Here is a 12414-nt window from a genome sequence, read left to right as displayed (position 1 = left end):
TTCTCACTCCCCTTCGCTTCTTCGTGAAGCGAAGGAACGGAATTCTAGTGCCCGTTTCCCCCTCGCGCAAGGGGTTCACGAAAAGAATTTCAGCGGTGCTTAAAAACCGGTTTGCGCTTCTCGACAAACGCCGCCATTCCTTCCTTTTGATCCTCGGTAGCAAATAGCGAATGAAACATGCGCCGCTCGAAGTGAACTCCCTCAGCCAATGTCGATTCATATGCTCGATTAACAGACTCCTTCGCCATCATTACTGCAGGCAGCGAAAAGCCGGCGATAGTCGATGCGGCTTCCATTGCTTCGTCCAACAGGCTCGCCGCCGGCACAACGCGCGATACCAAGCCCGCGCGCTCCGCTTCCTCAGCGCCCATCATGCGTGCAGTCAGGCACATGTCCATCGCCTTTGCCTTCGACACTGCGCGCGGCAAGCGCTGCGTGCCGCCAGCACCCGGGATTACACCAAGCTTGATTTCCGGTTGACCGAACTTGGCCGTGTCGGCGGCGATGATGATGTCGCACATCATGGCCAGCTCGCAGCCGCCACCAAGCGCGAAACCTGACACCGCGGCAATGACGGGTTTGCGAATCGTGCGCACCGTTTCCCAGTTGCGCGTGATGTACTCGCCCTTGAACGTGTCCATATAGGAGTAGCCGGCCATCATGCCGATGTCCGCCCCTGCTGCGAACGCTTTTTCGCTGCCGGTCAGCACGATCGCGCCGATGTTCTCGTCGGCATCGAATTGCTTCAGCGCGACGCCGAGCTCATCCATCAGCGCATCGTTTAGCGCGTTGAGCGCCTTAGGCCGGTTCAGCGTGATCAAGCCGACTCGTCCGCGGACTTCGGTCAATAGATTCTCGTAAGCCATTCATTCCTCCCATGTGAACTCGCGCGAAAACGCTTCGCGCACGCGTCTCGAAAATGCTAACATTCGCAAACCAACCGGTCGGTCAATTAATTGACCAAGCGTCCATCACCGTTACTCATCCCTTGCCGCCATGACACATCCGCTATTCACGAAGCACGAAGCGACGCTTAACCAAGCGCTCGCCGCCATTGCAACACGTGGCTACTGGAGCCCGTTTCCCGAAATGCCGAGTCCCAAAGTGTACGGTGAAACAGCAAATTCGGACGGCGAGGCAGCCTTCAAAGCACACCTGAACCGGACGTTCGACCTGAACCAGCCGACCACCGGCGAGACGGTCGGCAATGAGCATTCGCCATTTGGGCTCACGCTCGGAATTCATTATCCAAGAGCGGACGTCGACGCCCTGCTGGCGGCATCCGCAGCGGCGCAAAGTCAGTGGCGCGCCGCCGGTCCTGACGCGTGGGCAGGTGTAAGCCTCGAAATACTGACCCGGCTGAACAAGGCGAGTTTCGAAATCGGCTACAGCGTCATGCACACGACCGGGCAAGCCTTCATGATGGCCTTTCAGGCAGGTGGTCCGCACGCACAGGATCGCGCGCTCGAAGCAGTGGCCTACGCTTGGGACGAGCTTCGCCGAATTCCGGCCGACGCTTATTGGGAAAAGCCCCAAGGCAAAAATCCCCCGCTCGCGATGCACAAGCGTTTCACCGTCGTGCCGCGCGGCACGGGTCTCGTGCTCGGTTGCTGCACATTCCCCACGTGGAACGGCTATCCGGGCATGTTCGCCGACCTGGCCACGGGTAACACTGTCATCGTCAAGCCGCATCCGGGCGCCATCCTGCCGCTGGCTATTACAGTTCGCATTGCTCGCGAGGTCCTGCGCGAAGCAGGATTCGACCCGAATGTGGTCACATTGCTTGCGACCAACGCGAACGATGGCCCTCTCGTCCAGGATCTTGCGCTGCGCCCCGAGATCAAGCTGATCGACTTCACCGGCAGCACACAGAACGGCAACTGGCTCGAGCGCCATGCGCATCAGGCGCAGGTGTACACGGAGAAGGCCGGTGTGAATCAGATCGTGATCGATTCGGTCGATAACCTCAAAGCCGTTGCCGGCAACATTGCATTCTCGCTGGCGCTGTACTCCGGCCAGATGTGCACGGCGCCGCAAAACATCTACGTGCCACGCGACGGCATCCGCACCAGCGAAGGCCAGATGAGCTTCGACGACGTAGCGAAGACGCTCGCGGCCGCGGTCGAAAAGCTGGTCTCCGATCCGGCCCGCGCGGTCGAATTGACGGGCGCCATTCAGAATGATGGCGTGATGGCACGCATTGCCGACGCGCGGCAACTGGGCGAAGTGCTGACGGATAGTCAATCGCTTGCTCATCCCGCATTCCCTGATGCGCACGTGCGCTCTCCCCTCATGTTGAAAATGGACGTTCGCACCGACGCCGCGAAATTCACGCAGGAATGGTTTGGCCCAATCTCTTTCGTCATTGCGACAGACTCGACGGCGCAATCACTCGATCTGGCGGGATCGATTGCCGCTGAACACGGTGCGCTTACGTTTTCCGTGTACAGCACAGACGATGCAGTAGTCGACGCAGCCTATGACGCAGCGATTCGCGGCGGTGTCGCGCTCTCGATCAACCTGACCGGTGGCGTGTTCGTCAACCAGACAGCGGCGTACTCAGACTTCCACGGGACGGGGGCCAATCCCGCAGCGAACTCGGCATTGTCCGACGCAGCCTACGTAGCGAACCGCTTCCGTGTTGTCCAAAGCAGAGTGCATGTTGCACCGAATGCCGCACCGGCAACAGCTGGCCAAACGGCATAGGTGCCCGGCCCGCAACGCCGCGTGGAGACATAGGCCGTTCGGCCGAATGGAACGCGGCGCCGGGCGCGGCTAGTATCGAAGGCATGCGTATTTGCGCAACGTAGCCAGCAAGGAGACACCATGTCCGACAACGGCAACTCAATCGTCATTGATATCGACGCCAGCACGCACGTCGCCACGCTGACGCTGAATCGTCCCGACAAGCTGAACAGCTTCACGCGGGCGATGCATGAAGAATTGAGCAAGGCGCTCGATCGGGTGGAGGGAAGCAATGCGCGTGCATTGGTGATCACGGGGGCGGGCCGGGGTTTTTGCGCGGGTCAGGATCTCGCCGATCTTGACTTCACGCCCGGGGCAATGACCAATCTGGGCGCGCTGATCGACCAGCATTTCAATCCGCTCGTGCGTCGCCTGCAGGCGTCGCCGTTGCCGGTGATTGCCGCAGTCAATGGTATCGCGGCCGGTGCCGGAGCGAATCTCGCCATGGCGTGCGACCTGATCATCGCGGCGCGTTCAGCGAGTTTCGTCCAGGCTTTTGTGAAGATTGGCCTGGTTCCGGATACCGGCGGCACATGGCTCTTGCCTCGGCGCGTAGGTGAAGCACGGGCGCTGGGCCTCGCGTTGACGGGCGACAAGCTGGGCGCCGAACAAGCTGAAGCATGGGGATTGGTCTGGAAAGTAGTCGACGACGAGCAATTGCAAAGCGCTGCATTCAAGCTTGCCACGCAACTCGCACAGCAGCCGGCCAAGGCACTCGCCGCGATCAAGCACGCTATCCGTGCCGCCGCGAACAACACGCTCGATCAGCAACTGGATCTTGAGCGCGATGTTCAACGCGAACTGGGTGACTCGCACGACTATGCCGAGGGTGTCGCCGCCTTCAAGGAAAAACGTGCGCCCCGCTTCGACGGCCTCTGAAATTCGATCAGCAAACTCCGGGAGAACGCAGCAATGACGCCAGAAGAACTCGCCAACGCGACCGCGCAAGCCATGTACGAAGCGGATGCATGCAGCCGTGCGCTCGGCCTCGAACTCAAGGAAGTTCGTCCGGGGTACGCGTGCATGCAAATGAACGTCCGTGACGACTTTCTGAACGGTCACGGCATCTGCCACGGCGGACTCATTTTCACGCTGGCCGACTCCGCGTTCGCGTTCGCCTGTAACTCGTACAACATCAATACGGTCGCGGCGGGGTGTTCCATTGAATTCCTGCGTGCGGTGAAGGGCGGGGACCGCTTGTCGGCAGAAGCTGTCGAACAATCACTGACGGGGCGAACCGGCATCTACGACATTCGCGTCACGAACCGTGAAGGTGAAACAGTTGCGATGTTCCGCGGCAAGTCATCGCAGATAAAGGGCAATCTGGTTCCCGTGGAATCCTGACCCGCTTTACAAAACACAGCGCCCATACGAGCTTGACCAGGGCCATTGACTGACGATCAAGAAGGAGACATTCGATGAACAACGCGCTTCCGCTGGACCCGATCGAGACGGCCAGCCGCGACGAGCTAATGGCGTTGCAGCTCGAACGCCTCAAGTGGTCGCTCGCCCATGCGTATGAAAACTCGCCGGTGTATCGCCGCAAATTCGACGAAGCGGGCGTGCATCCGGATGACGTGAAAACCCTCGCCGACCTGGCGCGTTTCCCGTTCACTACAAAGAAGGATCTTCGCGATAACTATCCGTACGGTATGTTCGCCGTTCCGCACGAGCAGATTTCGCGAATCCACGCGTCGTCGGGAACGACGGGCAAGCCGACCGTGGTTGGTTACACGGCGAAGGACATCGACACCTGGGCAAATCTCGTCGCACGTTCCATCCGGGCTGCGGGTGCACGACGTGGCGACAAAGTGCACGTCAGCTACGGCTATGGCCTATTCACCGGTGGCCTCGGCGCTCATTACGGTGCTGAGCGCGCGGGTTTAACTGTGATCCCGTTCGGCGGCGGCCAGACTGAAAAGCAAGTCCAGCTGATCCAGGATTTTCGTCCCGACATCATCATGGTGACGCCCAGCTACATGCTGTCGATTGCCGACGAACTCGAGCGCCAAGGCGTTCACCCTGCCGATTGCTCGCTGCGCATCGGCATCTTCGGTGCGGAACCGTGGACAAACGACATGCGCGTGGCTATCGAGAAGCGAATGGGTATCGACGCTGTCGATATCTACGGCTTATCAGAAGTGATGGGGCCAGGCGTGGCGTCGGAGTGTGTGGAGACGAAGGACGGTCCGACGATCTGGGAAGACCATTTCTATCCCGAGATCATCGATCCTGAAACCGGTGAGGTCTTGCCGGACGGTGAACTAGGCGAACTCGTGTTCACTTCGCTGACTAAAGAGGCGCTGCCAATCGTCCGCTACCGGACCCGAGATCTCACTCGGCTTCTGCCGGGCAGCGCGCGAAAGATGCGCCGGATGGAAAAAATCACGGGGCGTTCAGACGACATGATGATCGTGCGCGGCGTAAATGTATTTCCCACGCAGATTGAAGAACTGCTGCTCAAACAACACGCGCTCGCGCCGCATTATCAGATCGTGCTGACGAAGGAAGGCCCGCTCGATGTGCTTACGCTGAATGTCGAGCCCTGTCCTGAGACGGCCCCGGATACGAGCGTTCTCGATCAGGCCAAAGCCGCGCTCGCTTATGACATCAAGGCGTTGATCGGTGTCAGTGCAGTGGTTCAGGTGCTGGATGTGAATGGTATTGAGAGGTCCGTCGGAAAGGCCCGGCGGGTGATCGATCGGCGGAAAGCGGCGAGCTGATTCTGCAAGCGCCGGCCAAAGCCGGCGCTTGCAATTACCTTAGCAACGTCTTCAACCCACGTGGCTACGAATTCGGTAGCAGCAGCCACATCCTGCCGGCCTGCTTCATCCGGCCGGCGAGATCCCCGGCGTCGTCGCCCAGACCCCAGAAATAATCCGCGCGCACGCCGCCCTTGATCGCGCTGCCGGTGTCCTGAGCGAACACCAGCCGGTTCATCGGCGCATTGCTCAATGGGCGAGTGGTCTGCAAGAAAACCGGCGTACCAAGCGGGATAGAGGAAGGATCAACCGCAATCGAGCGCTCGGGCGTAAGCGGAACACCCAGCGCGCCCACCGGTCCGGTGCCCACGCCGGCCGCCAGCGTTTCCGTTCCAGGCATCTCGCGGAAGAACACAAAGCGCGGATTGACGTCGAGCAACGCATCGACACGCGACGGGTTCGCTTTCGCCCACGCCTTGATACCTTGCATCGTGGCCTGTGCAGGCGTGAGTTCACGCCGATCCAGCAGCTCACGTCCGATCGATTTATATGGCTGGTTGTTCGTCCCGCCAAACCCGACGCGCATCGCGGTCCCGTCTTCCATCACGACTTGTCCCGAGCCCTGGATCTGCAGGAAGAACGCTTCAATAGGATCGTCGACCCACACCAGTTCGTTGCCGTTCAACACGCCGGAACTTTCAAGCTGCGCGCGCGTTGGTAACGCGGTGCCGGGTTTGAACCGATACGGCCATCGATACAACGGGTACTGATAAGGCCCATGCCGAGTACGCGCACCGCGCAACAACGGTTCGTAGTAACCGGTCACGAGACCGTCGAGCGTGCCATCGGTGTTGGCCAGCTGGAATGGCGTGAAGTACGCCTCGAAGAATTCGCGGGCGGCGTTCATGTCGAGGTCGTCGAGCCGTTGCGCCGCCGCGCACGCCCGGCGCCACGCGGGCTGTTGCGCGAGACGGCTGCAGTTCTGGCGCATTGCGGCCGTCGCGCCAAGCAGTGAATCGTCCTGCCAGCCGGGCACTTGCTGCCAGCTCACCGCAGTCAGGCGGTTGGCAGCGCGTTGTCCGGTGATGATCGGCGCACCGGTCGGCGGCGCAAGATATCCGGACTTGGTGCCCCCCCCGCCGCACGAAGCGAGCAGGACGGCTGCTGTGAGCGACGCCGCCCATCCTGCCAATCCGGCAAGCGAGCGAGTGAAACGCATACAATGTTCGTTCTTGATGAAACCTAGCATTTGCACGCACCTGCACGCTCATTCATCGTTAAAGCCTTATAAATACTGGGTTTTGTCATAAATTGCACGCTCATGCACGCCTGTGCATTTTCGGGTTATGGGGTAAAATTTGGGGGTGAAAAGTCCCGGTTTTACCCCGTAGTTCGTTTCACCCCAAAGGAGTGGGTCATGCCAAAGACCAAGGTACTCACAGACGTACAGGTTAAGAACGCCAAGCCCAAGGCCAAGCCCTACAAACTGAGCGATATGAAGCGATTGTATTTGCTCGTCGGCACGTCCGGTAGCAAACGCTGGTACTGGGCTTATCGCAACGGTGACCGGGATTGCACGTTCCCGCTTGGCGAGTACCCGGCAGTGAGTCTGGATCACGCCCGCGATTTGCGCTCTGCTGCTGCCAAGGAAGTAGACCAAGGCAAGCCCCCTACGCCTGTCAAGGTCAAGCAAGCCAAGCCCGCACCAGCCACGAACAACGGTGCGCCCGCCAGCACGCCAGTAGATGCGCCAGTGCCGGGTAGCTTGTGGGCGGTGGCTGATGAATGGTTGGCAAAGAAAACACCTAACTGGGGCGCGGGCCACGCGGCCAAGGTGCGAGCGATGTTGGAAAGATACGTTCGCGACAACCCGATAGGTGCGCGGCCTATCGGCGTGGTTGAAACCGGTGATCTGTACGCGCTGGTTACGGGCGTGGCCGTCCGCTCGTCCGTTAACAAGGATGCAGGAGAACGTAAGGCCGTGGCTCCGCATAGCGCGATCATCCTGCGCCGTGCGTTGGATGGCGTGTTCCGGCTGGCAAAAATGAAGGGCTTAATCAAGTTCAATCCTGTGGCCGATCTGCGGGCGTCTGACGTGGTAGAAAAGCCAGCCCCGAAAAGTAACAAGGCTCTCGATAGCGCGGGTCTGGTGGCGCTGCACGCGGCGGTTGGTGCGTACGGCGGGCAGATGTTGACCAAGCTGGCGATTGAACTACTGATGTTGACGGCCTTGCGCACGGTCGAGGTACGCGCCGCCGATTGGCAGGAAATAGACTTCACGAACAAGGTCTGGAATGTACCGGCCTCGCGTATGAAAAAGCGAATCGAACACGCTGTTCCGCTTTCGGCTCAGGCACTGGCGGTGCTGGAAAAACTGAAGGTGTTGACCGGTGGCAAAGGCTGGTTGTTCCCGAATAGCAGGCGTCCAGCAGACTACATGGCGTCCACCACTGTTAACGCCGCGCTGTCGTACATGGGCTTCGGTGGTGATACCGGAAACTGGTTCCGCGCGCACGGTTGCCGGGGATCGTTCAGCACGTGGGCGTACGGTGCGGGTTACCGTGGCGAGGCAATCGAACAGCAACTCGCCCACCTAGAGAAAGACGCCACCAAGCGCGCGTATTTGCAGGCGAAATTCTGGCCTGAGCGGGTGCAGATCATGGACGCGTGGGGGGCGTATCTGCACGGTCTGAAGGGCACGCCCGGAAGCTAGTTCAAGGGCTGTGAATGTCGTTGCACGCCTGTGCACGCGGGTTCATAATCATCATGTTATCGGACGCGTCCACCACCAGCGGCGCGTCTACCACTGTTAATCAATGAGGCAATGGAGTGCCGTCCAACCCCTAAAAGGAGGGGGTCATGGGCATTTCATTCGCGCCAAAGACCGTTGCACCAAGTGCATCGAAGAGAAGTAACGGTAACGCCCGTCCGCTACCCCTGCCGTTCGAACTACACCAGTGCGGGCGGCTGCGCGTCGGTCACCTGTTGACCGTATTCGGCATTTCCTCACCTGAGTTTTACAGCCGTAAAAAGGCGGGGTTGCTGCCCGCTGCTGATGGTCATGACGGACGGCCCTTTTGGAACGCCAGCACGATCATCGCGTACCTGTCGGGGGGTCAATCATGACCGTCCTACAGTTACTCGGCCTAGATGTTCTGCTGTTCCCGCTCATATACGCGCTGGTCTGGGTGATATTCGAACCACGGCCCGGTAAGCGTGATCGTGCACGGGGCAGATAATGGCCCAAAAATTCGTGGTTCTCACCAGCGGTACTAGCTGGGTGGTTCCCGCTGATTGCAGCGGCATACTCGATTCGGTCGAGGTATTAGGTGGTGGCGCTGGCGCGACTTCCGGCAGCGGCGGTAATGGCGGTGGTGAGTATCGCAAAGCCCTAGCCCTTACTGGCTATACACCCGGCGCGTCTATCCCGATTGTCATCGGTGCTGGTGGTACGAACGCCAACGGCGGTAACACCTCGTTCAATTCAGGGTTGATTGTCGCCAACGGTGGCAGCAAGAATTCAGGCAGCACGGGCGGTGCTGGCGGCACGGGCGGTACAGGTGGCAGCGTTCATTTCAACGGCGGTGCGGGCGGTACTACTTTAGGCGGCGGTGGTGGTGCTGGCGGTCCTCATGGTGCTGGCGGTGCTGGTGGAACCGGCGCGGGTGGTGGTGGAGGTGGCGGGGGTAATGGCGGCGGCTCCGCTGGGTCTGCTGGTGGCACTAGCAACGGCGGTAACGGCGGAAACAACTTTAGCGGTTCGGGTGACGGTGCTGGTGGCCTTCCCGGTGGCGGGGGCGGTGGTGGTGCAAGTGGTGGCGGGGGCGGTGGTGGAGGTTCGGGCGGTGGTGGCGGCGGTGCTGGTAGTGCTGGCAACGACTTCGCAGACGGCGTAACCGGCAGTGGTGGCGGTGCTGGCTATGGCGCTGGTGGTGTCGCCGGTAACTACGGTGCTGGCGGGGGCGGTGGTGGAGGTACAGGCACGCAAGGCGTAATTCTTATCGCGTACACCCCCGGCATAATATTCGCCAGCGCCAGCGATTCCAGCACGGCCAGTACAGCGCTTAGCACGTCGATTGCTGTTCGTGCATCAACCGGAAGTGGCAGCAGCGCGAGTGCTTCGCTCTCAACTTCGATTCTGTTATCCGCCAGCACGGCAGTAACGGGCACTGCCAAAGCCAGCCTGTTCAACCCGCTGTCTGTTAGTCCGGCCAGCGTGGGCAGTGCCGCTGTTGCTGCACTCGCCAATGACATGCACGCGCATGCAGCGACGGCCAGCACGGCCAGCACGGCTCTCAGTACGTCCATCAACCTGCAAGCGAGCAACGGGCAGGCCAGCAGCGCCAGCGCGTATATGCCTAACCCGCTTTCGGGTAGCACGGCCAGTGCAGGTAGTAGCGCCAGCGCATCGTTAGGTACGTCGATTGCCGTTGCCAGCGCGACCACGGACCAAAGCACGGCGCGTGTGGCGTTGAGTACGTCAGTGCGGGCGCGTGCAGCGGGTGTAACAGCAGGTACAGCCAGCGTGGCGCTCACCACGGCCATTAGCGCGCAGGCCACCGGCACGGGCAGCAGCAGTGCAAGTGCGGCACTGAATACCCCCAATCAGGTGCTAAGCGGCGCTGCTGGCGCGCAGGCTGTTGCTGGTGCTGCTCTCAGCACGGCGGTCAATGCCGGTGCGCAGGCTGTGCAGGCCAGCAGTGCCAGCGCCTCGCTGAATACGCCCAATCAAGACCTACAGGGGGCCGCTGGTGCAGGCAGTACCGCTGGCGCTAATCTGGTGGGTCAACAGCGCTTCAACGTCTCCGCTACTGCGGGTAGCACAGCCAGCGCGGCGCTCAGTACATCTGCACAAGCGCAAGCGCAAGGCGCTGGGGATACACAGGCGTCTGCGGGGCTGGTTACTGATATTGCTGTGAGCGCGCGCGCACAGGCGGTCAGCACGGCCAGCGCGGCGCTGGGCACGGCCATACCCGTGCAGGCAGGCGCTACGCAGGCCAGCAGCGGACACGCGCAGTTGCATACGGCGGTCACGGTCAAGGCCAGTGCGGGTACGGGCAGCAGCGCCAGCGCCAGTGCTAGTACGGGCATTACCGTGCAGGCCAGCAGCGCCGTGGGCAGTACAGGTGCGGCCAATCTGGTGGGCAGGCAGCTATTTGACGGTGCTGGCAGTGCAGGCAGTACCGCGCAGGCTGATCTACGGCTGTCAATAACGATGGCAGCACGTGCAGGCTCAGGCAGTACCGCGCGTGCCAGCACGTGGGCAGATAACCCCGGTGCGATGTACGCGCACGGCAATGTCGGTAGTGCGGTTCGTGCCACGTGCGGGCAGGCAGTGATGCCTTTTGAGGTTTTCCCGGTGTACGCCGATCAACAACAACCAGCATCGCTGCCAGTGCAGGAGCGGCCTAGAGTCGTGCCGGTGTCGCTGCTGGGGCTGTAGCTGCGCCGCGCTTCTGCGCAATCAATTGCGCGAACTACCGTGCAGGCAGGTAAGGACTACAACGCCCTACTGCCTTTCGTATGACCACCGGCTTACGGCTTTTGCCACATTTCGCCTCAACTCGTAAGCTAGTGCGATGCAGCATTTGTCGATAACTTACGATAATCGTACGAAGCAGCGCAAGTATTTGATTTATAACAGTTATTGCGCTGCACGAAATATTGACATAATAAGCGTTATCAATTTTTACCCCACTTTTGCTGCTGTGCGTCGTGGGTCACTCATAGCAGAATACCCCAAATTTACAACCACGAGCGGGTTGACCGGTAACCTGTCTCGTTGGCGCTAAACGACTAACAGCGTACTGGCTCGGCCCGTAGGTCTGACATGCTGTTGACCGGTGATTTCAAGACCCGCACGTGCGTATGCCGTGGGTCGTGCTGGCGTACAGAAAATCTGTCGGTCGTGCGAGGGAGGGATTGCCGGTTCAACGTTCAACGGTCTGCGCGTGGGGTACAGGTGGCACAACCGTACAAGTGGTACAAGGCTGGCGCGTTCGCGCGCCCGTGGTCACCGTGATGCACTTCTGCGGTCTACTACTGGCCTTGTCGCTCGCGCGCTAACTTCGCCCGGTTCCATCTGCATGCCGCCTGCCTGATCTTCCTACGCTATGCATACTGTTCTCCAGGCAACATCTAAATCCCGGCTTACGCCGCCCGCAAAAAATTTCCCCTTTTGGCCTGTTTCGAAGGGTTTTTTGATGCTTTCTGGCTGCTGCGGTCGTGGGCCATGCTCTGCTGCTGCGCAATTGATTGCGCACGGACATGCACGGGCGTACCCGCGTAGTTCATCCCGCATCTGCCCGCGTGTCATGCCGTTGACGCGCTTGCGGGCTTTCCTCGGCACACACCCAGCAGGTGGGCTGCTGTACTCATAACTCCCCATGCGTGCGCCCCAATCGAGAATATGCGTGCGTACGCGCTCTGGTGACGCCGGTAGGCACGCGGGCTGTACCGGGCTTGCATCCGGTGTTACTGCTGCTGGTACTGCCTCTGCCTGCTCACTATCAACGTCAGTTACTGCGGCCACCACCAATGTCCCCGCGCGCTTAAGCTTGGATTTCAAGCCGTACACGTAATTTGCATCTACCCCCAGTGCGCTCGCTATGTACGCAGAAGTTCTACCTTCTTCCAGCATGCGCTTAATCGCCGCGTCTCTCGGCAGGCGTGGGTAAGGACTTACGGGTGCTGGCGCTGGTGCAGCGGCCTTGGCTTTCTTCGGCTTCTGCGGCTTGTCGGGCAGTGGCGGTAATGACTGGCTCTTTCCTGTCGTCCACGGCGCTACTGGGTGTCCTTCAAACGGCGTAAGCCGTGCCCGCTGCATTGACTGCACGACGTACAAGCGTGGTTCGTCCACGGTCACCCCTTATGAAAATCGGTGAAACGTCCAGACGGATGCGCTCGTGCAAACGCCAGTGCTCGGCCAGCGGTGTCACGGTCTACCTGTCGGTTATTCACCGTCCAC

The 12414-nt window shown here is 60.3% G+C and carries 9 protein-coding genes; 7 read left to right on the top strand and 2 right to left on the bottom strand.

What is annotated here, in order from left to right; translation table 11 throughout:
- Window positions 1–89: 89 nt before the first annotated feature.
- Window positions 90–866, bottom strand: a complete 777-nt coding sequence (locus AWB69_RS29180; RefSeq protein WP_062090306.1) for an enoyl-CoA hydratase — start codon at window positions 864–866, stop codon at window positions 90–92.
- A gap of 130 nt (window positions 867–996) precedes the next feature.
- On the opposite strand from AWB69_RS29180, the gene paaN reads away from it, so the two are divergent.
- From paaN to paaK, 4 genes are all read left to right on the top strand, one after another.
- Complete coding sequence (gene paaN, locus AWB69_RS29175; protein WP_062090305.1) at window positions 997–2706, top strand: phenylacetic acid degradation protein PaaN; 1710 nt, start codon at window positions 997–999, stop codon at window positions 2704–2706.
- Between the two features lie 120 nt (window positions 2707–2826).
- Window positions 2827–3624 carry a 2-(1,2-epoxy-1,2-dihydrophenyl)acetyl-CoA isomerase PaaG gene (gene paaG / locus AWB69_RS29170; protein ID WP_062090304.1) on the top strand — a complete coding sequence of 266 codons (798 nt, stop codon included), beginning with the start codon at window positions 2827–2829 and terminating at the stop codon, window positions 3622–3624.
- Between the two features lie 33 nt (window positions 3625–3657).
- Window positions 3658–4089, top strand: coding sequence for a hydroxyphenylacetyl-CoA thioesterase PaaI (gene paaI / locus AWB69_RS29165; protein ID WP_062090303.1), 432 nt, complete (start codon window positions 3658–3660; stop codon window positions 4087–4089).
- A 74-nt stretch (window positions 4090–4163) separates the two neighbouring features.
- A complete protein-coding gene (gene paaK, locus AWB69_RS29160) occupies window positions 4164–5468 on the top strand; it encodes a phenylacetate--CoA ligase PaaK (protein WP_062090302.1) in 1305 nt (434 codons plus the stop codon).
- A 64-nt stretch (window positions 5469–5532) separates the two neighbouring features.
- Here the strand turns inward: paaK and mltA are convergent, their stop codons facing one another.
- Window positions 5533–6696: a murein transglycosylase A gene (gene mltA, locus AWB69_RS29155; RefSeq protein ID WP_062090301.1), complete on the bottom strand. Its 1164-nt coding sequence runs from the start codon at window positions 6694–6696 to the stop codon at window positions 5533–5535.
- Between the two features lie 168 nt (window positions 6697–6864).
- On the opposite strand from mltA, the gene AWB69_RS29150 reads away from it, so the two are divergent.
- From AWB69_RS29150 to AWB69_RS48050, 3 genes are all read left to right on the top strand, one after another.
- Window positions 6865–8160, top strand: coding sequence for a tyrosine-type recombinase/integrase (locus AWB69_RS29150; RefSeq protein WP_062090300.1), 1296 nt, complete (start codon window positions 6865–6867; stop codon window positions 8158–8160).
- Between the two features lie 146 nt (window positions 8161–8306).
- Window positions 8307–8573: a hypothetical protein gene (locus tag AWB69_RS48055; RefSeq protein ID WP_156529005.1), complete on the top strand. Its 267-nt coding sequence runs from the start codon at window positions 8307–8309 to the stop codon at window positions 8571–8573.
- Window positions 8574–8685: 112 nt separating this feature from the next.
- Window positions 8686–10890, top strand: coding sequence for a hypothetical protein (locus AWB69_RS48050; RefSeq protein ID WP_156529004.1), 2205 nt, complete (start codon window positions 8686–8688; stop codon window positions 10888–10890).
- Window positions 10891–12414 lie beyond the last annotated feature (1524 nt).

This window comes from Caballeronia udeis (assembly GCF_001544555.2).
GTDB lineage: Bacteria > Pseudomonadota > Gammaproteobacteria > Burkholderiales > Burkholderiaceae > Caballeronia > Caballeronia udeis.
This window is presented reverse-complemented; position numbering and strand designations above follow the sequence as displayed.